The organism is Streptomyces sp. NPDC001393 (genome assembly GCF_053597455.1).
Window position 1 is genome coordinate 120,658 of the sequence record NZ_JBSFIH010000021.1, and the last position, 22,264, is coordinate 142,921.

The following is a 22,264-nucleotide window of genomic DNA, read 5'->3' on the forward strand; positions in this document are numbered from 1 at the left end:
CCTTACTTACAGATGGCGGCGTCGGGTCGAGACGTGCCGTTCGTACAGCTCTCGTGCCTTGACCGCGGACGGTCGGGTCGCGGTCTCGGCCACAGGAACATCCCACCAGGCCTGCGCCGGAGGCGCGCCCGACACAGTGTCGGACGTTTCGGTCTCCACGTAGACACATGTGGGAGTGTCGGCGGCCCGCGCCTCGGCGAGCGCCTCGCGCAGCTCCCGCACGGTCTTCGCGCGCAGCACCCGCATGCCCAGGCTGGCCGCGTTGGCCGCGAGGTCGACGGGCAGTGGGGCGCCCGTGAAGGTGCCGTCCTGGGCCTGGAAGCGATAGGCGGTGCCGAACCGCTCGCCGCCCACCGACTCCGAGAGCCCGCCGATGGACGCGTACCCGTGGTTCTGCACCAGCAGGATCTTGATCGCGACGCCCTCCTGCACGGCCGTCACGATCTCCGTCGGCATCATCAGATACGTGCCGTCGCCGACCAGCGCCCACACGTTCCGCTCGGGCGCGGCGAGCTTCACGCCGAGCGCGGCCGGGATCTCGTAGCCCATGCAGGAGTAGCCGTACTCCAGGTGGTACTGGTCCACCGACCGCGCTCGCCACAGCTTGTGCAGATCGCCCGGGAGCGAGCCGGCCGCGTTGATGATGACGTCCGACTCGTCCACCACGGCGTCCAGGGCGCCGACGACCTGCGGCTGGGTCGGCCGTACGTCGATCTCCTCGGCCTCGAAGCAGGCGTCGACGCGCTGCTCCCAGCGCTCCTTGTCCTCGGTGTACTCGGTGACGTAGGACTCCGCCACCGTGTGCCCGTGCATCACCAGCGCCTCGGTCAGCTCGCCCAGGCCGCTGCGGGCGTCGGCGATCAGCGGGAGTCCGGCCAGCTTGTGGCCGTCGAAGGGCGCGATGTTGAGGTTGAGGAAGCGGACGTCCGGGTTCTCGAAGAGGGTGCCGGAGGCGGTGGTGAAGTCGGTGTAGCGGGTGCCGACACCGATCACCAGGTCGGCCGTGCGGGCCAGTTCGTCGGCGGTCGCGGTGCCGGTGTGGCCGACGCCGCCCACGTCCTGCGGGTGGTCGTACCGGAGGGAGCCCTTGCCGGCCTGGGTGGAGGCCACCGGGATGCGGGTGGCCGCCGCGAACTCGGCGAGGGCAGGCTCGGCGCGGCTGTGGTGGACTCCGCCGCCCGCGATGACCAGGGGCCTGCGCGCCGCGCGGATCGCCCGGACCGCCTCGGCCAGCTCGGTCGGGTCCGCGCCCGGCCGTCGTACGGTCCACACGCGCGTCGAGAAGAACTCCTCCGGCCAGTCGAAGGCCTCCGCCTGCACGTCCTGCGGCAGGGCGAGGGTGACCGCGCCGGTCTCCACGGGGTCGGTGAGGACCCGCATGGCCTGCAGGGCGCTCGGGATCAGGGCCTCCGGGCGGGTGATGCGGTCGAAGTACTTCGACACCGGGCGCAGGGTGTCGTTGACCGAGACATCACCGGCGTACGGCACCTCCAGCTGCTGCAGGACCGGGTCGGCGGGCCGGGTGGCGAAGACGTCGCCGGGCAGGAGGAGGACCGGGAGGTGGTTGATGGTGGCCAGGGCGGCGCCCGTGACCAGGTTGGTCGCACCCGGGCCGATCGAGGTCGTCACCGCGTGCGTGGACAGGCGGTTCGACTGGCGGGCGTAGCCGACGGCCGCGTGCACCATGGACTGCTCGTTGCGGCCCTGGTGGTACGGCATGACGTCGGCGTACTCGATCAGCGCCTGGCCGAGCCCGGCGACGTTGCCGTGGCCGAAGATGCCCCACGTGGCGCCGATCAGCCGCTGCCGCTTGCCGTCGCGTTCGCTGTACTGGGCGGCGAGGAAACGGACCAGCGCCTGCGCGACGGTGAGCCGGGTCGTGGTCATCGGTAGCCCCCTGTGCTCTCTACGTGATCGGGGTGGAAGCAGATCCGCCACTCCCGGGTCTCGCCCGGGCCCGCCATGACGTTCAGGTAGTACATGTCATGCCCGGGCTGGGCGATGGACGGGCCGTGCCAGCCGTCGGGGACGAGGACGGCGTCGCCGGAACGCACTTCGGCGAGGACGTCCGCGCCGCCCGCGCGCGAGGGGAACACCCGCTGGTAGCCGAGCCCGCTCGGGCCGTCGATCTCGAAGTAGTAGATCTCCTCCAGCTCGGACTCCTCGCCCGGCCGGTGCTCGTCGTGCTTGTGCGGCGGGTACGACGACCAGTTGCCGCCCGGCGTGATCACCTCCACGGCGATCAGCTTGTCGCAGTCGAAGGAGTCGGCTGAGGCGAAGTTGCGCACCCGGCGGGCGCAGGAACCGCTGCCGCGCTCCTCGACGGGGACCTCCGGCGCGGGGCCGTAGCGGGCGGGGAGTCGTCGCTCGCACTTCGCTCCTGCCAGGGCGAAGCGGCCTCCCGCGCCGGAGGCGATCTGGACCCGGGCGTCACGGGGCGCGTACGCGAAGTCGGAGACGTCCGCGAACACGCTTTCCCGGCCCAGGAGTTGGAACTCGGCCTGCTCAGATGATGCGGTCTCGATTTGTACGCTACATCCGCCTTCCAGCGGAAGCACGATCCACTCGCTGTCCCCGGTGGTGAACGTATGGCTGCCGCCGGGCGCCAACCCGACCACGCGCAGGCTGCTGTGTGTCCAGCCGGCCAACTTGGGGTCGATGTCGACGGAGTACTGGGCGTTCGCGGTGGCGCCCCTGGGCAGATGCAGGTCGGTGCTGGTCATGCGGCCCTCACAGCAGTCCTACGGCGGTGTCCACGGCGGCGGCCACGTCGCCGTCCGCCGGGTACAGCAGCGAGCGGCCGACCACCAGGCCGCGCACGGTGGGGAGTTGGAGCGCGCCGCGCCACTTGTCGTAGGCGGCGACCTGGTCCTCGGGCGAGTCGCCGATGTCACCGCCGAGCAGCACGGCCGGCAGGGTGGAGGTCTCCATGACCCGGGCCATGTCGTCGGGGTTGTCGGTGACGGGCACCTTCAGCCAGGTGTAGGCGGAGGAGCCGCCGAGGCCGGAGGCGATGGCGATGGACCGGGTGACCGCCTCGGCGGACAGGTCGTTGCGCACCTTGCCCTCGGGGGTGCGGCGGCTGATGAACGGCTCGACGAAGACCGGCAGCCGGCGCGCGGCCATGTCGTCGATGGCGCGGGCGGTGGACTCCAGGGTGGTCAGGGAGCCGGGGTCGTCGTAGTCGATGCGCAGCAGCAGCTTGCCCGCGTCGAAGCCGAGCCGCTGGAGGTCCTCGGGGCGGTGCCCGGTGAAGCGGTCGTCCAGCTCGAAGCTGGCCCCCTGCAGTCCGCCCCGGTTCATCGAGCCCATGACCACCTTGTGGTCGAGGGCGCCGAGTAGGAGCAGGTCGTCCAGGATGTCGGCGGTGGCGAGGACGCCGTCGACGCCGGGTCGGGACAGTGCGAGGCAGAGGCGTTCGAGCAGGTCGGCACGGTTGGCCATGGCGAGCTTGCGGTCGCCGACGCCGAGCGCGCCCCGGGCGGGGTGGTCGGCGGCGACGATCATCAGCCTGCCGTTGTCGTTGAGGAGCGGCCTGCGAGCACGCCGCGCGGCGGCCTCGGCGATCGCCTCGGGGTGGTGGGTACGGATGCGGACGAGTTCGGCCACGTCGACGTGGGGGCGGAGGGAGCCCGCGGCGCCCTCGCGGCGGGCGGCCGCGGTGGTGTCGGGGCCGGACCCGCCCTCGGTGTGGGTGCCTGCCACCCGGCCCGCCCTCACAGCACCGCTCCGGCATCGAGCGCGGCGGCCACCTCGTCCGGGGTGGGCATCGCGGAGGAGCACTCCAGGCGGGAGGCGACGATCGCGCCGGCCGCGTTGGCGTGCCGCATGATCGTCTCCAGGTCCCAGCCCTCGAGGAGGCCGTGGCAGAGGGAGCCGCCGAAGGCGTCCCCGGCGCCGAGGCCGTTGAGGACGTCGACGGGCAGGGGCGGCACCTCGGCGGACTCGCCCGAGGAGCTGACCGCGAGGACACCCTTGGGCCCCTGCTTGACGACGGCGATCTCGACGCCGGCCCCAAGGAGCGCCCGGGCGGCCGCATGCGGTTCGCGCACGCCGGTGGCGACCTCGACCTCGTCCAGATTTCCGACGGCGACGGTCGTGTGCTTGAGGGCCTCGGCGTAGAAGGGGCGGGCCGCATCGGGGTCGGTCCAGAACATGGGCCGCCAGTCGAGGTCGAAGACGGTGATGCCGGACTTGTTCCGGTGGGCGAGGGCCGCGAGGGTGGCCGTACGGCTGGGCTCCTCGCTCAGGCCGGTGCCGGTCATCCAGAAGATACGGGCGTCACGGATCGCGTCGAGATCGAGTTCGTGGGCGTCGATCTCCAGGTCGGGCGCCTTGGGCTGCCGGTAGAAGTAGAGCGGGAAGTCGTCCGGCGGGAAGACCTCGCAGAAGGTGACCGGGGTCGGGAGCCCCTGGACCGGGGTGACCCAGCGGTCGTCGACGCCGAAGCCCCGCAGCGCCTCGTGCAGATAGGCGCCGAACGCGTCGTCGCCCGTGCGGGTGATCACGGCGGTGGACCGGCCGAGCCGGGCCGCGGCGACCGCCACGTTCGTCGCCGACCCGCCGAGGAACTTGCCGAAGGACGACACCTGGGCGAGCGGGACGCCGGTCTGCAGCGGGTAGAGGTCCACTCCGATCCGCCCCATGGTGATCAGGTCGTAGGCCATCGGCTTCCCTTCGTCATGACTCTCCCCGGCTTTCTAGTCCTGTACGGCGAACCCTGTCAATGTTTTGTCCAGACATTCGGACCAGCTCTTGACAGGACTTTCCGGCCGCCCGCACGCTGGCGCCCATGACGTCGTTGTCACCCTCCTCCTCACTGTCCCGGATCCGGATCGGATCCGCGCCCGACTCCTGGGGCGTGTGGTTCCCCGACGATCCCCGGCAGGTGCCCTGGCAGCGCTTCCTCGACGAGGTGGCCGGCTCCGGTTACGAGTGGATCGAGCTCGGCCCCTACGGCTATCTCCCCAGCGACCCCGCGGTGCTCGCGGAGGAAACCGCGCGGCGCGGCCTGAAGGTGTCGGCCGGCACCGTCTTCACGGGCCTGCACCACGGTGAGTCCGTGTGGGACAAGACGTGGGCGCACGTGTCGGACATCGCGGCGCTGACCCAGGCGATGGGCGCCCGCCACCTGGTCGTCATCCCGTCCTTCTGGCGCGACGACAAGACGGGCGAGGTACTGGAGCCCGACACGCTGACCGCCGAGCAGTGGCGGAACCTGACCTCGCTGACCGAGCGGCTGGGGCGACAGGTGCGGGAGCGCTACGGGCTGACGATCGTCGTCCACCCGCACGCCGACACCCACATCGACAGCGAGGAGAACGTCAGCCGCTTCCTCGACGGCACGGACTCCGGCCTGGTGTCGCTGTGCCTGGACACCGGGCACTACGCGTACTGCGGCGGGGACAGCGTCAAGCTGATCGAGACGTACGGGGAACGGATCGGCTATCTGCACCTCAAGCAGGTGGATCCGGAGATCCTGGCTGACGTACGGGCCAAGGGGACGCCGTTCGGGCCCGCGGTGGCGCAGGGCGTGATGTGCGAACCTCCGCGTGGCGTACCGGAGTTGGGGCCGGTGCTGGAGGCTGCGCAGCGGCTGGGGGTCGAGTTGTTCGCGATCGTGGAGCAGGACATGTATCCCTGCGCTCCGGATGCGCCGCTGCCCATCGCCCGGCGGACTCGGGCGTTTCTTCGGTCGTGCGGGGTGTAGGGCGCCCGTAACGCGCCCGCCGACGCCCCGGTGTGCGCCTTTGTGGCGTCCGTGTCACAAACAACCCCTCCCTGTCACACATGTCTCGTGTACGCGAATTGTGCGTCACGCCGTGACGACAGCCGCTGCCCCTGGTCACTCTGCGTCGTTCACCGGACACAGGCTTGGTGATCGCCAGCTCAGCGCCCGGCTCCCCCGACGGCCGCCCCCGGTCGCCGCTGTGGCGCGCGCAGGGAGGTGCAACTCATGACCGACCAAAGGCTCTGGTCCTACAAGGAGATCGCTGCGCACATCAAGGTGCAGCCGGACACCGTACGGTCCTATCGCAAGCACGGGCTGCTGCCCCCGCCCGACCATGTGGAGGGCGGCAAGCCCTACTGGTACGGCGACACCGTCCGCGCCTGGGTCGCCTCCCGGCCGGGCAACCGCGGCCGCCGACCGGACTGACCCGCACCGTGAATCGGCTGCGCCTCCTCACACTGGAGTGGGTGCGCTCCTCGGTGCGCTCCTCGTACGGCCCTCAGCCCCACGGCTCGATGACCGTGACCCCGGCCCCCGGTGCCGTACCCATCGCCGCGAGGGCCGCCGGTGCGGCGTCGAGCGGGATGGTGGATCTCACCAGGAGGTCGGGGCTCAGGACACCGGCGCGGACCAGGCGGAGCATGCCGGGGTACGCGTGAGCGGCCATGCCGTGACTGCCGAGGAGTTCCAGCTCCAGCGCGATGGCACGAGTCAGCGGGACGGGGGTGGTGCCGTCGGCCGAGGGCAGCAGCCCCACCTGGACGTGCCGGCCGCGGCGGCGCAGGCCGTTCACGGAGTCCGCGCAGGTGGCAGCTGAGCCAAGGGCGTCCAGCGAGAGATGGGCGCCCCCGTCGGTCAGCTCATGGATGGCGGCGACCCTGTCGCGAACCCGGCCCGCGTCCAGGCACCACGTGGCGCCGAACATCCGTGCAAGGCTCAGGGCTTCCGGCGACACGTCGACGGCGATCACGCGCGCTCCCGACGCCGCCGCGATCATCACCGCCGACAGCCCCACCCCGCCGCAGCCGTGCACCGCGACCCACTCCCCCGCCGCCACCCGGCCCTGCTGCACCACCGCGCGGAATGCGGTGGCGAAGCGGCAGCCGAGGGCGGCGGCGGTGGTGTACGCCATGTCGTCCGGGATCGCGACCAGGTTGACGTCGGCGTGGTCGAGTGTGACGTACTCGGCGAAGGAGCCCCAGTGGTGGAAGCCCGGCTGGGTCTGGCGTTCGCACACCTGCTGGTCGCCCGCCGTACAGGCGGGGCAGGTGCCGCAGGCGCAGACGAACGGCACGGTGACCCGGTCGCCGGGCCGCCATCCGGTCACCCGGGAGCCCACCGACTCGACGACACCGGCGAGTTCGTGCCCGGGGACGTGCGGCAGCGTGATGTCGGGGTCGTGGCCCATCCAGCCGTGCCAGTCGCTTCGGCAGAGGCCGGTGGCCTCCACGCGGACGACCACACCGTGCTCCGCGGGTTCCGGGTCGGGTACGTTCCGCACCTCGGCCGGCTCGCCGTACCGCTCGAACACCACCGCGCGCATCCGCACTCCTTTCGGAAACCTCCGCGAAGACTAGACCGTTCGGGAACCGCCGGGTTGTGCCGCCGGTTCCGGTTCGTCGTGGCTGGTCGCTCCCCCACCGCCCTCACTCAGGCCGAACCGTTCGTGTATGCGCCGCAACGGCGCCGGCGCCCACCAAGTGGCCCTTCCCGTCAGTCGCATGATCGCCGGTACCAGCAGGCTGCGGACCACCATGGCGTCCATCAGGACCGCCAGGGCGATGCCCAGGCCGAGCATCTTGGTGTTGGTCACCCGTGAGGTGCCGATGGCGACCATCACCACCGCGAGGATGACCGCCGCCGCGGTGATCAGCCCGCCGGTGCGCTGGAGTCCGTGCCGCACCGCCGCGTCGTGGTCGCCCGTGCGGTCGTACTCCTCCTTGATGCGGGAGAGCAGGAACACGCCGTAGTCCATGGAGAGCCCGAAGGCCACGCAGAACATCAGCACGGGCAGGGTGGTCTCGATGGAGCCGGAGCTGGTGAAGCCGAGCGCGCCGGAGAGGTGGCCGTCCTGGAAGACCCAGACCACGGCACCGAACATCGCGGTCAGGCTGAGCGCGTTGAGCACCACGGCCTGCACGGGTATCAGCACGCTTCCGGTGAGCAGGAAGACCAGCAGGAGCGTGACGACGGCGATGAAGGCGGCGGCCCACGGCAGGCGCTGGCCTATCGCGTGCTTGGTGTCGACGAGGACGGCGGCCGTGCCGGTCACCCTGGCGTCGAAGGGAGTGTGCAACGAGCGCAGATCGCCGACCAGGCGCTGGGCCGGGTCGTCGACGGCCTCGCCCTTCGGCTGCACCGTGAAGTAGGCGGCGTCGCCCTTGACCAGCGGGCCGTCGACGCGGGCCACCTCGGGCAGGGCGGCAACCTGCTGCTTGTAGGCGGCGTACTGGGCGGCGGTGGCCCTGCCCTGGGCCAGGACCTCGAGACCCCCGCCGGGGCTGCCTGGGAAGCCCTCGCGGATGTGCTCCTGCACCACGTGGGACTCGGCGGTCGAGGGCAGTTGCCGGTCGTCGGCGGTGCCGAACTTCACGCCCAGGAAGGGCAGTCCGAGGGTGACCAGGAGGACGCTGGTGCCCAGCGCGAAGAGGGGTGCGCGGCGCATCACCAGGCCGGCGGCTCGGGCCCAGGCGGTCCCGGGGGTGCCGGTGGTCCCGGTGGTGCCCTCGGCGGGCTGCGGGGCGCGGCGTCGGCGGAAAAGGCGCCGCATGTCCAGGGAGTTGACCCGGTGGCCGAGCAGGACCAGCGCGGCCGGGAGCAGGATCAGGGCGGCGGCCGCGGCGAGCAGGACCACGGCGATGCCGGCGTAGGCGAAGGACCGCAGGAAGTACTGCGGGAAGACCATCATGGCGGCCAGGGACACCGCCACCGTGAGGGCGGAGAACAGGACCGTGCGGCCGGCAGTGCGCAGGGTCGTACCGACCGCTGTCAACGGGTCGGCGCCCGTGGACAGTTCCTCGCGGAAGCGGCGGACGATGAACAGGGCGTAGTCGATGGCCAGGCCGAGGCCGAGGGCCGTGGTGAGGTTGAGCGCGAAGACGGAGACGTCGGTGAAGGAGGTCAGGCCGCGCAGGACGGCGTTGGTGCCGAGGATGGCGACGATGCCGATGCCGAGCGGCAGCAGGGCGGCGACCGCGCTGCCGAAGACCATGACCAGCAGCACCAGCGTGATCGGCAGGGCGATCATCTCGGCGCGGGCCAGGTCCTCCTTGATGATCGTCTGCATCTCGTGCCGGACCGCGACGATGCCGCCGATCCTCACGCGAACCGGGCCGTGCGCGCCCCGGTAGTGCGGCGCGATGCGGTCGAGCGTCCGGCCCATTGCGTTGTCGTCGCCGGAGATGCGGGCGGCGATCAGCGCCTCATGGCCGTCCTTGGCGCGCAGGGCCGGTGATCTGCTCTGCCAGTAGGAGCCGACGCCGGTCACCCCCTTCTCCCCCGCCAGCCGGCCGGCCAGGTCGCGGGCCTCAACGGCGACCGCCGGATCGTCGACCGAGGCGCGGCCCGAGTCGACCAGGAGCAGCAGGTTCGGCTGGGAGGCGGGGAACTCGCGCTCCAGGGCCTTGGTGGCGTACGTCGACTCGGCGGCCGGATCCTCCCAGCCGCCGCTGCCGAGACGGTCCGCGACTCCGCTGCCGGCGAGCACGGCGAGCGCGGTGAGCACCAGGGCCACCAGGAGTGACAGACGAGGGCGGGCGGTCACGAAGCGGGTGTAGCGGCCGGGTCGGGGTGGCGTGCCCTCCGGCGGCCGCTGCGGGGCTCCCTCGGGCGCCCCCTCTCCGGTCCGCGGCGGCGTGTTGACTTCGGTCATCTTGCGGTGTCCCCTTCACCGTGACCCATGTCTGTGCAGGCAGGGAGCATGAGTCGGTCATTGCCCATAGACTGGCAAACACGAGAGATCGCTCGCGTTTCTCCAGAATGCGAGCGGCCACTCGTGTTTGTCAATCACGTTCGGAGAGCTGGGGATAACGCGTGCCCGACAACCCGCAGACACAGAAGGAGCAGCCGCGTCGCCGGCAGGCCCGCGGGGAGCGCCGTATCGCCCAGCTGCTCGAGGCGGCCGCACGGGTCTTCTGCACCACCGGGTACACCGCCGCCAGCACCAACGCCATCGCCCGGGAGGCCGGCGTCTCACCGGGCACGCTCTACCAGTTCTTCCCGAACAAGGAGGCCATCGCGATCGAGCTGGGCGACCGGCTCGTCCACGAGATGCGGGAGACCTATGGCGAGGCACTGGCCCCCGTCGACCCCGCCACCCCGCTGGAGGAGGCCATCGGTTCCGCCATCGACCGGTTCATGGCCTTCAACACCGAGCACCCGGTGTTCTTCGCGCTGATGCACGGCCCCGACATCCCCGGCCGGATGGCCGAGACGCACGACCAGCTGCACACCACGCTGGTCGGCCGGATCGAGGACCTGCTCGCCTCCTTCATGCCCGACGCCACCCCCGCCGACGTCACCCGCACGGCGCACGTCTGCCTCGGCATCTACAAGTCCGGCCTCGAACTGGTACTCGCCCACGAGGACACCGAGCGCGCGGCCTACGTCCAGGAGATCAAGAACGTCCTGGTCCGCTACCTGCAACCCCTGGTGGGCGAGAGGCTCGGCCTCGGGTGACACGGAGGGCGGCACCGGGGGCGCTCGTCAGCGGCCGTCAGCGGGCGTTGATACCGACTGAGGACACCTCGGGGGCCGACCGGCCTGGGCGTCCCAGGCGGCCGCCCGGCCGGCGGGTGATCCCGGCACCCCGGCCCCCGCGCACCGAGCTCCCGCCCCCCACACCCCCAGAAGGCCCCATACCCCCAGAAGGCCCCCCGGACTGCAACCCCTGGCACATCTGCCTAGAGTGCGGATAAATCGCCCAGCCGCTGCCCGAGGGGACCCCCGTGAGTCACTCCCCGCCTCCCGGCGCGCCCAAGGCCCGCATCCCCGGCCCCCAGCAGCCGCCACCGCCGTACCCCCGCATCGCCGCGGGCCTGTGGCGGCGCTGTCTGGGCGGGGGGCTCGCCCTGTGGGCGCTGACCGCGTGGGTCACGTACGAGACGCGGAACAGCACGCTGCTGCCGACACTGATCCTGCTCGGCAGCCTTCTCGTGCCGGTCGCCTTCGTGCTGTGGGCGTACGAACGGCACGGCCGTGACCTGGGCGTCAGCGCGATCCTCGGCTGTTTCCTGGCCGGCGGGGCCCTCGGCGTGCTCGGCGCCTCGCTGACGGAGTCGTATCCGCTGCGTCCTGCGCCGGAGATCCTCCTCGGCGTCGGTCTGGTCGAGGAGGCCGCCAAGCTCGGGGCGCTGGTGTTCGTGCTGCGCAGACAGCCGGCCGTCCGCGGGCTGCGCGCCGGACTGGTGCTCGGCGCGGCCGTCGGCTTCGGCTTCGCCGGCCTGGAGAGCGCCGGGTACGCCGTCCACGCGGCTCTCGCCGGCGAGGGCACCGATCTGCGCGTCCTGCTGGAGACGGAGATCCTGCGCGGGCCGCTCGCCCCCTTCGGGCACGGGCTGTGGACCGCGATCGCCGGTGGCGTGCTGCTGGCCCGGCGCCGCCTGAACGGGTACTTCCGCGTCTCCGCGCCGGCCGTCGGCACCTTCCTGGGCGTGTCCCTGCTGCACGCTCTGTGGGACTCCACGCACGGCGTGGCGGCCTGGGTGGTCGCCCGGCTGACCGGCACCGAAGCGGAGAGCCGGCTGTTCGTACCGGGGTACCTGGTCCGGCCGAGCGCCGAACAGCAGCACCTGTTCACGCTGTTCTCGGTCGGCGGCCTGGCGCTGGTGGCCCTGGCCGGGATCGGCTGGGTGCGGTCGCTGGCACGCCGGGACTCCTCTTGGTGAGGTACCCCCTAGGGGTATAGTGTGAGGAGCGTGGGGTTCGCTCGCGGGCCCCACCGGCCCCACACACCTCGACGAGGAGTAACGACATGACCGCCCACACCGACACCCCGGCCTCCGTCACCACCGTCTACAAGGTGACCGGCATGAGCTGCGGCCACTGCGAGGGCTCCGTCTCCGGCGAGATCTCCCAGCTCCCCGGCGTCAGCTCGGTGAAGGCCGTCGCGTCCACCGGCGAGGTGACCGTGGTCTCCGAGGCCCCGCTGGACGACGACGCCGTGCGCGCCGCCGTGGACGAGGCCGGCTTCGAGCTGGCCGGCCGGGCCTGAGCAAGACTCTCCCTTTCCCCGACCGGGCCGTGCCGACCAGCTGATACTGGCTCCGTACGGTCCGGTCCGATGTCTGGAGTCCGGACATGACCAGCACCACCGCAGAGACAGCCATAACCACGGGCGAGACCGCCGAAGTAGAGCTGCTCATCGGCGGGATGACCTGCGCCTCCTGCGCCGCCCGTGTGGAGAAGAAGCTCAACCGGATGGAGGGCGTCAGCGCCACCGTCAACTTCGCCACCGAGAAGGCGAAGATCGCCTTCGGTGAGGGCGTGCGGGTGGCCGACCTGATCGCCACCGTGGAGAGGACGGGCTACACCGCCGAGCAGCCGCCACCGCCGGAGCCTGCACCGGAGACATCCGCACAGGCCTCCGAGCAGGCCTCCGAGCGGGCCTCGGGGCACGATGCCGAACTCGGCGCCCTGCGGCACCGCCTGCTCGTCTCTGCGCTGCTCGCCGCACCCGTGGTGCTGCTCGCGATGGTCCCTGCGCTGCAGTTCGACAACTGGCAGTGGCTCTCGCTGACGCTCGCCGCGCCGGTCGTCGTCTGGGGCGGCGCCCCCTTCCACCGGGCCGCCTGGACCAACCTCCGGCACGGCGCCGCCACCATGGACACCCTGGTCTCGGTCGGCACACTGGCCGCGTTCGGCTGGTCGCTGTGGGCACTGTTCTTCGGCGACGCGGGCATGACCGGCATGCACGACGAGTTCCGCCTCACCGTCTCGCGGATGGACGGCGCCTCCACCATCTACCTGGAGGTCGCCGCCGGAGTCGTCGCGCTGATCCTGCTCGGCCGTTACCTGGAGGCCCGCTCCAAGCGGCGCGCGGGCGCGGCCCTGCGGGCACTGATGGAGCTGGGCGCCAAGGACGTCGCCGTACTGCGGGACGGGCGCGAGATGCGGGTCCCGGTGGCGGATCTGGCCGTGGGCGACCGGTTCGTCGTACGGCCCGGCGAGAAGATCGCCACCGACGGTACCGTGGTCGAGGGCGTCTCCGCGGTGGACGCGGCCATGCTGACCGGCGAGTCGGTGCCGGTGGACGTCGGCCCGGGCGACCGGGTCACCGGCGCCACGGTCAACGCGGGCGGGCGGCTCGTCGTCGAGGCCACCCGGGTCGGCGCCGACACCCAGCTCGCCCGGATGGCAAGGCTGGTGGAGGACGCGCAGAACGGCAAGGCCGAGGTGCAGCGGCTCGCCGACCGCGTCTCCGCGGTGTTCGTGCCCGTCGTCATCCTCATCGCACTCGGCACCTTCGGCGTCTGGCTGGGCGTCACCGGGGACACGGTCGCCGCGTTCACCGCCGCCGTCGCCGTCCTGATCATCGCCTGCCCCTGCGCGCTGGGCCTGGCCACACCGACCGCGCTGATGGTCGGCACCGGCCGCGGCGCCCAGCTCGGCATCCTCATCAAGGGCCCCGAGGTGCTGGAGTCCACGCGCCGCGTCGACACGGTCGTCCTCGACAAGACCGGCACCGTCACCACCGGCCGGATGACCCTCCAGGCGGTGTACGTCGCCGACGGCGAGGACGAGAAGGAGCTGCTGCGGCTCGCCGGCGCCCTGGAGCACGCCTCCGAGCACCCCGTCGCCCGCGCGATCGCCACCGGCGCCGAGGAACGGGCCGGCGCGCTCCCGCCGGTGGAGCACTTCGAGAACGTCCCCGGGCGGGGCGTACGCGGGCGCGTGGACGGCCGCGAGGTGGCCGTCGGGCGCCTCTACGACGATCTTCCCGAGGACTTGGCCGGTGCGGCACGCGAGGCCGAGCAGCAGGGCCGTACGGCCGTCGTGGCGGGCTGGGACGGGCGGGCCCGCGGGGTCCTCGCCGTCGCCGACGCGGTCAAGGAGACGAGCGCGGAGGCGGTGCGCGAGCTGCGCGCGCTGGGCCTGAAGCCGGTGCTGCTCACCGGGGACAACCGTACGGTCGCCGAGGCGGTGGCGGGCACACTGGGCATCGACGCCGGGGACGTGTTCGCCGAGGTGCTGCCCGAGGACAAGGTGGACGTCGTACGACGGCTGCAGCGCGAGGGGCGGGCCGTGGCGATGGTCGGCGACGGCGTGAACGACGCGGCCGCCCTGGCCACCGCCGATCTGGGCCTGGCCATGGGCACCGGCACGGACGCGGCGATCGAGGCCGGCGACCTGACTCTCGTGCGCGGGGACCTGCGGGTCGCGGCCGACGCCATCCGGCTGTCCCGACGGACGCTGGCCACCATCAAGGGCAACCTGGCGTGGGCCTTCGGCTACAACGTGGCGGCGCTGCCGCTGGCCGCCGCCGGACTGCTCAATCCGATGATCGCCGGCGCCGCGATGGCCTTCTCGTCGGTCTTCGTGGTGACCAACAGTCTGCGGTTGCGCCGCTTCCGCTGAAGTCCCTTGGGGTTACCGGCGGTTCGCCGCAGTCGAAGTAAGAGACCCCCTAGAGTCCGGCGCGAGCCTCACATAAGCTCTTCACAAGGCTCGCGCATCATCCTTACGCTTGGACTCCGATCGCCGTATCGGGGCTCTTGCGCACCTAAAGGACATATGCAAGAGACGCAGATCACAGTGATGCGAACGTAACCATCGAAGGGGTTCGAAGGTCTAAGTTTGGCGATGTCAGCCCAGCGTCTTGGGGGGCGCTGACTGGCATCTGGGGATGTCTTGGGGGACTTCCTCAGAGATGCGTTGCCGGGGCACGCGCGCCGGGAAGCTTTGAGCGGCCCTCCCTGCGTGCGTTGTCCCGGCAGATCGCAGCGCGTCACTGGGGCAGGACGAGTTTTGCTCATTCTGCTCACGACAGCGATTCAGGCGCTGTCCTCTCCGAGCGCCCGGCCGGATCCCGTGGGGGGAATCCGCACCGGGACATGGGAAGGCGCCCTGGTCGTCGGCCCGTGGGGGGACCGGCGCCAGGGCGCCTTCCGCTTTCGTGCGTCTACGACGGTGCGCCTTCGTGCGTCTACGACGGTGCGCCAAGGCCCCGACCGCCGGCCACCCACGCACCTTCAGCGACACCTGCTTGGGCGCCCGGCCAAGAGCACTTACTCCAGCGAGGGGCACCGGCAAACGCGGCCCCCTCGCCCCCCGGAGGGGAAACACCAACAAGGGGCACCACCAACGCGGCGCCCCTCACCGGCAGGTGTCAGCGCTCCTCGACCGGCACGAAGTCGCGCAGCTCCACGCCCGTGTAGATCTGGCGCGGGCGGCCGATGCGGGAGCCCGGCTCCTTGATCATCTCGGTCCACTGGGCGATCCAGCCCGGCAGGCGGCCGAGGGCGAACAGGACCGTGAACATCTCGGTCGGGAAGCCCATGGCCCGGTAGATCAGACCGGTGTAGAAGTCCACGTTCGGGTACAGCTTGCGCTCGACGAAGTAGTCGTCGGACAGCGCGTGCTCCTCCAGCTTCAGGGCGATGTCGAGGAGCTCGTCCTCCTTGCCCAGCGCGGACAGCACATCGTGCGCGGCGGCCTTGATGATCTTGGCGCGGGGGTCGAAGTTCTTGTAGACCCGGTGGCCGAAGCCCATCAGACGGACGCCGTCCTCCTTGTTCTTCACCTTGCGGATGAAGGTGTCGACGTCGGAGCCGGAGTCACGGATGCCTTCGAGCATCTCCAGCACGGACTGGTTGGCACCGCCGTGCAGCGGGCCCCACAGCGCGCTGATGCCGGCCGAGATCGACGCGAACATGTTGGCCTGCGACGAGCCGACCAGGCGGACCGTCGAGGTCGAACAGTTCTGCTCGTGGTCGGCGTGCAGGATCAGCAGCTTGTCGAGCGCGGCGACGACGACCGGGTCCAGGTCGAACTCCTGCGCCGGCACCGAGAAGGTCATGCGCAGGAAGTTCTCGACGTAGCCGAGGTCGTTGCGCGGGTAGACGAACGGGTGGCCGATCGACTTCTTGTACGCGTACGCCGCGATCGTCGGCAGCTTGGCGAGCAGCCGGATCGTGGAGAGGTTGCGCTGCGTCTCGTCGAACGGGTTGTGGCTGTCCTGGTAGAAGGTGGACAGCGCCGAGACGACCGAGGACAGCATGGCCATCGGGTGGGCGTCGCGCGGGAAGCCCTTGTAGAAGTTCTTGACGTCCTCGTGCAGCAGGGTGTGCCGCGTGATGTCGTTCTTGAACGTCGAGAGCTCGTCGACGGTGGGCAGCTCGCCGTTGATCAGCAGGTACGCCACCTCGAGGAAGGTGGAGCGCTCGGCCAGCTGCTCGATGGGGTAGCCGCGGTAGCGGAGGATGCCCGCCTCGCCGTCGAGGTAGGTGACCGAGGATTTATAGGCGGCCGTGTTGCCGTACCCGCTGTCCAGAGTCACCAGACCGGTCTGGGCGCGGAGCTTCCCGATGTCGAAGCCCTTGTCGCCGACGGTGCTGTCGACCACCGGGTAGGTGTACTCGCCGTCGCCGTACCGCAGTACTACAGAGTTGTCGCTCACGTCTTCCCTCACCGACGTAGTGCCTCATCTTCGAGGTGCCCTGACTGTCTCTACCATCCCCCATTTGGCTCAGGAGAGTGCACTCGGGGTCGACCATTGGGCCTATTGGCGGCACTCAGTGCCGCCAACCTGCTCATCCTGCCCCCTCGAAGGGGGCATCTGGAAGTGCTCTGTGACCTTCGTGACTCATTTGATCGATCATTTTTCGTGATGACCCTGGATGAGCCTGAAGTCGAGGGCCGTACACCGCCGTCCCGCCGACACCGTGCGCACCGCCTGTCCGATCGCCTTGCGTGAACCGACGAGGACGACCAGCTGTTTGGCGCGTGTGACCGCGGTGTACAGCAGGTTCCGCTGGAGCATCATCCATGCCCCGGTCGTGACCGGAATCACCACGGCGGGATACTCGCTTCCCTGCGAACGATGGATGGTCACCGCGTACGCATGGGCCAGTTCGTCCAGTTCGTCGAATTCATACGGAACCTCCTCGTCCTCGTCCGTCAGCACCGTGAGCCGCTGGTCGACCGGATCGAGCGAGGTGACGACACCCACGGTGCCGTTGAAGACACCGTTCTTCCCTTTCTCGTAATTGTTGCGAATCTGGGTGACCTTGTCGCCGACGCGGAAGACCCGGCCGCCGAACCTCTTCTCGGGCAGATCGGGCCGGCCGGGCGTGACGGCCTGCTGGAGCAGCCCGTTCAGCACGCCGGCGCCGGCCGGGCCCCGGTGCATGGGGGCCAGGACCTGGACGTCCCTGCGCGGGTCGAGCCCGAACCTGGCCGGAATCCGACGGGCGGCCACGTCCACCGTGAGCCGCCCGGCCTCTTCCGTGTCGTCCTCCACGAAGAGGAAGAAGTCCTTCATCCCGTCGGTGAGCGGATGCTGCCCCGCGTTGATCCGGTGCGCGTTGGTGACGACGCCGGACTGCTGGGCCTGCCGGAAGACCCGGGTGAGCCGGACGGCGGGGAGGGGGCTGCCGTCGGCGAGCAGGTCACGGAGTACTTCGCCGGCGCCGACGCTGGGCAGCTGGTCCACGTCCCCGACGAAGAGGAGGTGGGCGCCGGGTGGCACGGCCTTCACGAGCTTGTTGGCGAGCAGCAGGTCGAGCATGGAGGCCTCGTCGACCACCACGAGATCGGCGTCGAGCGGCCGGTCCCGGTCGTAGGCGGCATCCCCACCGGGCCTCAGCTCCAGCAGCCGGTGCACGGTGGAGGCCTCGGCGCCGGTCAGCTCGGCCAGTCGCTTGGCGGCCCGCCCGGTGGGGGCCGCGAGCAGCACCTTGGCGCGCCTGGCCCGGGCCAGCTCCACGATCGAGCGCACGGTGAAGGACTTGCCGCAGCCGGGCCCGCCGGTGAGCACGGCGACCTTCTCGGTGAGCGCGAGCCTCACGGCGGCCTCCTGCTCGGGGGCGAGATCGGCCCCAGTACGCGTCTTCAGCCAGCCGAGGGCCTTGTCCCAGTCGACGTCCTGGAAAGCCGGCATCCGGTCCTGGTCCGTGCGCAGGAGACGCAGCAGCTGGGAGGAGAGGGAGAGTTCGGCACGGTGGAAGGGGACGAGGTACACGGCGGTGACGGGTTCGGAGTCGCCACCGTCCGGCCCGGGCACCTTCTCCCGTACGACACCCGGGTCCTCGCCCTCCTGTGCCGGCTGGGCCAGCTCGGCGAGGCACTCGATGACAAGTCCGGTGTCGACGGCGAGCAGCTTCACCGCGTCGGAGATCAGCCGCTCCTCGGGAAGGAAGCAGTGGCCCTGGTCGGCGGACTGCGACAAGGCGTACTGCAGCCCGGCCTTCACCCTCTCCGGGCTGTCGTGCGGAATCCCGACGGACTGGGCGATCTTGTCGGCGGTGAGGAACCCGATGCCCCAGACGTCGGCGGCGAGGCGGTACGGCTGTTCCTTGACGATCCGGATCGACGCGTCGCCGTACTTCTTGTAGATCCGCACGGCGATGGACGTGGACACCTCGACGGTCTGGAGGAAGAGCATGACCTCCTTGATCGCCTTCTGCTCGTCCCAGGCCTCGGCGATCTTCTTGGTCCGCTTGGGGCCGAGGCCCGGCACCTCGATGAGCCGCTTGGGCTCCTCCTCGATGATCCGGAGGGTGTCGAGCCCGAAGTGCTGGGTGATCCGGTCGGCGAAGACGGGTCCGATGCCTTTGACGAGTCCGGACCCGAGGTAACGCCGGATGCCCTGGACGGTCGCCGGCAGCACGGTCGTGTAGTTCTCCACATGGAACTGCTTGCCGTACTGGGGGTGCGACCCCCAGCGCCCCTCCATCCGCAGGGACTCCCCGACCTGGGCACCGAGCAGCGCACCGACGACCGTGAGCAGATCACCGGCGCCTCTGCCGGTGTCCACCCGGGCAACGGTGTATCCGTTCTCCTCATTGGCGTACGTGATCCGCTCCAGCACGCCTTCAAGCACAGCGAGCCGCCGCTCACCGGTCTGGGTCCCCGCCTGTTGAGCCATGATCCGACGGTACCGGGCGGGTCTGACAGCGGGGCCGTCACATTGCAGCCGGTGCTCCGGGCCGACGACAGCGATCAGACGAAGTAGTCCTCGGCGTCGGGATCCTCCAGGCCCTGCAGGAACCGCGAGAACGCGTCGAACTCGTCGTGCCCCGAGTAATAGCCCCCCGTGTGGTGAAGGTGGAAGAAACGGCCCTTCTCATCCACCAACAGAATTCCGCACTCCGACGCCTCATACCCCACAGGGAACAGAGCCGTTCCGAGTCCCTCGGCCAACTCCATGATCCCAGCCGCGTCTCCGCCATTCGCCGACTGCCAGCAGCGAGGCCGCCCCGGCCAGCACGGCGCACGCGGTCAGGGCGAGCACCGCGGCCAGTTTGTGGCGGACTCCGAGTGCATCACGTGGGTCTGGCACCTCCGCGAGCCGTTCCAGCAGCCCGGGGATCTCTCCAGGTCGGGGCTCGGGCTGCTGGCGGAGCTGGTCAAGAGCAGACGGGATCGGCGATGATGCGTCGGCAGGCACGGTCTTCCACTTGGATCACGGGGCGTCGAGAACTCCATGATCTTGGAGGCCGTGCCTGTTGCGTTCCCGACCAGGGCTGTCCGACAGATCGTCACGAACCGGACGTCACACGACTACGCCGAAGCCCTGGCCCCAGACCCAGCGAGCGACGGGTGTAGTGGCAATTACAGCGTTCCCTCCGGAGTGAAATACCAACCCAGTCCGACCGGCAGGCCGTCGACGTAAGTCTGTACCTGCGCGCCTTTCAAAGTTGGTCGGTCAGGTCCGGGCCGCGTCCGTCCTCAACCTCCGGCTCGCCGACCCCGTAGCCTTCCGCCCTGCCGAAATACGTAGGCTCACCGGGCTCAGCCATCACGCCAAGCAGGGTCTCCAGGTCCTTGAGCGCAGCAGCGAGCCGCGGCGCATTCCGCTGGTGCACTTCCGGATGCGGAGTGCCGTGGAAGTCGAACGGGCCCCAGATGTCATGAAAGACAGAAACTTCGGCGGACAGTCCAAGAGGTTCCGGGGAAACAGTCAGCTCCACGAGACGGTACTCACGCCGTGACGCACCGTGACTATCGAGCCATACACCATGCCCTGCCACGAGAAGATCGCCCACGGAAGCTTCCGGATAGCCAACTGGACGCATTTCTTGGATGCGCTGAATCACTTGCTCATCGTCAAGCGGCCTCAGCAGGTGCAAACGGGTCATCGCGGGCGCGCCACCCAGTCCAGGAATAAACCATGCCCATTCCAGGTTATCCGGCGCCAGTAGATCATGTTTCCGTAGAACACTGGCCATTTGGGCCGCGGTCATGAGCGCTGACTGCAGTCCGGGTGATGCGTAGTCCTCCAGATCCCAGAACCAGGACGCGCATTCACGCGGTGCGCGCATGAGCATGGACATGAACTCTTCCTTATGGATAGGTAGGACCATTGGCCGGAATAGTAATCGAACCATCCTCGAATCGCAGCACGAAGGTGGCCTCTGTCATCTTAGCGCGGGCAGCAATACGCTCCAGGATCTTTTCTGTGAGCGCCGCCTTGGTGTCATGCACGTCCAAGATTGCAACCTTGAGACCGTCAATGGGCCCCCTCAACTGCTTCGCAGCGATACCCTTCGTTGCGCTGTTGAGACCCGCCACGCCCTTCACATCCTTGAGCTGCACACCGTATTCAATTCGGTCGCCGGATCTCACCAGCACGTCCAAGTCCAGACCGACTTCCGGCTTCTTCAATTCCAGCGCCAACCCCTCAACGCCATGAGCCTGGAGATCTGTTGCATGCTCCATCGCCATGTATACCGCAGGAGTCATATCGCTGTCCTTGCTGACCTGCTTGCACTGAGACAGGAGGTCATCGTAGCCAGGAAGGTCGGCCAGGTTTCCTTCAGCGATGTACCGTGCGATTCCGGCACCGTACTGGCTCTTACGAAGTCCAGCGAGTGACTTCTCAATATCATGAGGTGCCATCTTGGCTCGCGCGAGCTGCTCGGCAACCGCTGCCTCCTGACCGGGCTCCATGCGTCCTGTCGGCGCGGATGGCCGTTCGTCTCCCTCGCTGTAACTCACAGACGGCGGCTCGTGGCCGTGGCCAGGGCCGTGGCCGCCTGCCACTGTCGGACCGCGACCGTGCCCACTCGGCACTTCCGTAGATCCACCAACGGAACCGCCGGTCTCGTGGGGGCCGTCGCCATGTCCAACGGGACCGTCGACGTGGTGACCACTCTGGTCAGTGTGGGGCGTTTCATGGCTGGCGGCAGGCCCGGTTCCGTGCTCGTGGGCTGTACCGCCAGGCAGGTGATCGGCGCCGCCACCGGAAAGTCGGTCGCCTGCGTGACCGCCGGGCAGGTGGTCGCCGGCGTGGACGCCGGGTATGTCGCCGCCGGCGTGGACGCCGGGTGTGGTCGGGGTGTGCTCGCTGGTGCGGCCGGTGTCGCCGAGGTTGGTGTCCAGGCTGTTGCCGAGGTTGATGTGGTCGCCGGCGTGGGCGGCGGTGTCGGCGGTGTGGGCGCCCGCGCCGACCAGGGCGGGTTCCCTGGCCGGGGAGGGGGTGCGGGGGAGGTCCGGGCTGGTGTGGGGCTGGGTGGTGATGTCCGGGGGGCCGCCCTGGTGGTGCATGAGCACGTTGCCGCGCTCGTCGACGATGTTGCCGTCCTTGTCGGCGAACAGCTGCGGCTCGCCCTCGGGGGTGTGCAGGGGATCGGTGCCCGCGGGGTGCAGGGGTGCGTCGTGGGGCAACTGCACCGTGCCGTTGGGGAGTTCGATGCCGCCCTTGGGGAGCGGTGCGCCCTCGGGGAGGTGGACGGTGCCGTCGGGGAGGTGGATCGTTCCTTCGGGGAGGGTGATGGCGTTGTCGGGGAGCTTCGGGATGTCGATCTTTCCGGCGCCCTTGAGGGCCTTGGTGATGTCGCCGATCTTGGACAGGCCCGCGCCGGCACCCTTCATGACGTAGGTCATGGGGTCGATGAACTTGCCGATCTTGCCGGCGACCGAGATGGCCTTGGCGACCGCGCCGGCCTTGCCCGCCCCGGACGCCGCCGCGCCCGCGCCGTCGGTGAAGACCGTGGTCAGGACGTTGAACGTGACCGCACCCGCCGCGCGGGCGGGGTTCTTGCCCCACTCGTCCCACGCCAGCAGTGCCTTGCCGGTCTGCTTCATCGTGTTGCGTGACTCACGCAGCCAGGACGGCATGTACTTGTCCGGCGTCGCCCAGAACAGCGCTCCCAGGAACGGATCCGACATGAACGCCAGGCCGGTGGCGAGCTGGGCCAGGCCCTTCCAGGCCTGCTTCATCGCGTCCCAGCCCTGGAAACCCACCAGCGTGCCCAGGCCCTTGATCGTGCCCCAGATACCGTCCACGCAGATGCCGTCCCACAGGAACGACTTCGCCCAGTGCCCGAACTCCCACCAGTGATGCTTCTGCTCCACCGGATCGCCCCACGGCAG

Annotated in this window: 18 protein-coding genes; 6 read left to right on the forward strand and 12 right to left on the reverse strand. The window is 70.0% G+C overall.

The annotated features are described in order from the left end of the window. Nucleotides 1–6: 6 nt before the first annotated feature. From iolD to iolC, 4 genes are all read right to left on the reverse strand, one after another. Nucleotides 7–1,887 (reverse strand): 3D-(3,5/4)-trihydroxycyclohexane-1,2-dione acylhydrolase (decyclizing), encoded by a 1,881-nt coding sequence (gene iolD / locus ACWC2T_RS23085; RefSeq protein ID WP_450672225.1) that lies wholly within the window; start codon nucleotides 1,885–1,887, stop codon nucleotides 7–9. Beyond that, a complete protein-coding gene (gene iolB, locus ACWC2T_RS23090) occupies nucleotides 1,884–2,723 on the reverse strand; it encodes a 5-deoxy-glucuronate isomerase (protein ID WP_450672226.1) in 840 nt (279 codons plus the stop codon). Before iolB ends, iolD begins: the two co-directional genes overlap by 4 nt. A gap of 7 nt (nucleotides 2,724–2,730) precedes the next feature. Then, nucleotides 2,731–3,609 carry a Cgl0159 family (beta/alpha)8-fold protein gene (locus ACWC2T_RS23095; protein ID WP_351217299.1) on the reverse strand — a complete coding sequence of 293 codons (879 nt, stop codon included), beginning with the start codon at nucleotides 3,607–3,609 and terminating at the stop codon, nucleotides 2,731–2,733. A 107-nt stretch (nucleotides 3,610–3,716) separates the two neighbouring features. Next, complete coding sequence (iolC, locus tag ACWC2T_RS23100; protein WP_450672227.1) at nucleotides 3,717–4,667, reverse strand: 5-dehydro-2-deoxygluconokinase; 951 nt, start codon at nucleotides 4,665–4,667, stop codon at nucleotides 3,717–3,719. A gap of 125 nt (nucleotides 4,668–4,792) precedes the next feature. Between iolC and ACWC2T_RS23105 the strand changes: the two genes are divergently transcribed. Then, nucleotides 4,793–5,710 carry a sugar phosphate isomerase/epimerase family protein gene (locus tag ACWC2T_RS23105; protein WP_450672228.1) on the forward strand — a complete coding sequence of 306 codons (918 nt, stop codon included), beginning with the start codon at nucleotides 4,793–4,795 and terminating at the stop codon, nucleotides 5,708–5,710. A gap of 246 nt (nucleotides 5,711–5,956) precedes the next feature. Further along, nucleotides 5,957–6,157: a helix-turn-helix transcriptional regulator gene (locus tag ACWC2T_RS23110; RefSeq protein ID WP_450672229.1), complete on the forward strand. Its 201-nt coding sequence runs from the start codon at nucleotides 5,957–5,959 to the stop codon at nucleotides 6,155–6,157. 73 nt (nucleotides 6,158–6,230) lie between these two features. On the opposite strand, the gene ACWC2T_RS23115 is transcribed toward ACWC2T_RS23110, so the two are convergent. Beyond that, on the reverse strand, nucleotides 6,231–7,274 hold the full coding sequence (locus ACWC2T_RS23115; protein ID WP_450672230.1) for a zinc-dependent alcohol dehydrogenase family protein: 1,044 nt from the start codon (nucleotides 7,272–7,274) through the stop codon (nucleotides 6,231–6,233). Between the two features lie 30 nt (nucleotides 7,275–7,304). Beyond that, nucleotides 7,305–9,602 (reverse strand): MMPL family transporter, encoded by a 2,298-nt coding sequence (locus ACWC2T_RS23120; protein WP_450672231.1) that lies wholly within the window; start codon nucleotides 9,600–9,602, stop codon nucleotides 7,305–7,307. Nucleotides 9,603–9,763: 161 nt separating this feature from the next. Here ACWC2T_RS23120 and ACWC2T_RS23125 point away from each other — a divergent pair, with 161 nt between their 5' ends. The 4 genes from ACWC2T_RS23125 to ACWC2T_RS23140 all read left to right on the forward strand — a co-directional run bounded on the left by ACWC2T_RS23125 (nucleotide 9,764) and on the right by ACWC2T_RS23140 (nucleotide 14,305). Then, nucleotides 9,764–10,408: a TetR family transcriptional regulator gene (locus tag ACWC2T_RS23125; protein WP_450672232.1), complete on the forward strand. Its 645-nt coding sequence runs from the start codon at nucleotides 9,764–9,766 to the stop codon at nucleotides 10,406–10,408. A 269-nt stretch (nucleotides 10,409–10,677) separates the two neighbouring features. Next, nucleotides 10,678–11,616, forward strand: a complete 939-nt coding sequence (locus ACWC2T_RS23130; protein WP_450672233.1) for a PrsW family intramembrane metalloprotease — start codon at nucleotides 10,678–10,680, stop codon at nucleotides 11,614–11,616. 86 nt (nucleotides 11,617–11,702) lie between these two features. Beyond that, nucleotides 11,703–11,942 (forward strand): heavy-metal-associated domain-containing protein, encoded by a 240-nt coding sequence (locus ACWC2T_RS23135; protein WP_450672234.1) that lies wholly within the window; start codon nucleotides 11,703–11,705, stop codon nucleotides 11,940–11,942. Nucleotides 11,943–12,028: 86 nt separating this feature from the next. Further along, nucleotides 12,029–14,305, forward strand: coding sequence for a heavy metal translocating P-type ATPase (locus tag ACWC2T_RS23140; protein ID WP_450672235.1), 2,277 nt, complete (start codon nucleotides 12,029–12,031; stop codon nucleotides 14,303–14,305). 751 nt (nucleotides 14,306–15,056) lie between these two features. Here the strand turns inward: ACWC2T_RS23140 and ACWC2T_RS23145 are convergent. From ACWC2T_RS23145 to ACWC2T_RS23170, 6 genes are all read right to left on the reverse strand, one after another. Then, the gene (locus tag ACWC2T_RS23145) at nucleotides 15,057–16,346 is read right to left on the reverse strand and encodes a citrate synthase (protein WP_351217279.1); all 1,290 of its coding nucleotides are present in this window, start codon (nucleotides 16,344–16,346) and stop codon (nucleotides 15,057–15,059) included. A gap of 198 nt (nucleotides 16,347–16,544) precedes the next feature. Beyond that, nucleotides 16,545–18,815 carry an SF1B family DNA helicase RecD2 gene (gene recD2, locus ACWC2T_RS23150; RefSeq protein WP_450672236.1) on the reverse strand — a complete coding sequence of 757 codons (2,271 nt, stop codon included), beginning with the start codon at nucleotides 18,813–18,815 and terminating at the stop codon, nucleotides 16,545–16,547. 74 nt (nucleotides 18,816–18,889) lie between these two features. Further along, nucleotides 18,890–19,096, reverse strand: coding sequence for an SUKH-3 domain-containing protein (locus ACWC2T_RS23155; RefSeq protein WP_450672237.1), 207 nt, complete (start codon nucleotides 19,094–19,096; stop codon nucleotides 18,890–18,892). Further along, on the reverse strand, nucleotides 19,047–19,337 hold the full coding sequence (locus tag ACWC2T_RS23160; RefSeq protein WP_450672238.1) for a transposase family protein: 291 nt from the start codon (nucleotides 19,335–19,337) through the stop codon (nucleotides 19,047–19,049). Before ACWC2T_RS23160 ends, ACWC2T_RS23155 begins: the two co-directional genes overlap by 50 nt. A gap of 244 nt (nucleotides 19,338–19,581) precedes the next feature. Further along, nucleotides 19,582–20,223, reverse strand: coding sequence for a hypothetical protein (locus ACWC2T_RS23165; RefSeq protein WP_450672239.1), 642 nt, complete (start codon nucleotides 20,221–20,223; stop codon nucleotides 19,582–19,584). Nucleotides 20,224–20,233: 10 nt separating this feature from the next. Beyond that, nucleotides 20,234–22,264, reverse strand: a 2,031-nt coding sequence (locus tag ACWC2T_RS23170; protein WP_450672240.1) for a hypothetical protein, incomplete at its 5' end; no start/stop codon positions are given.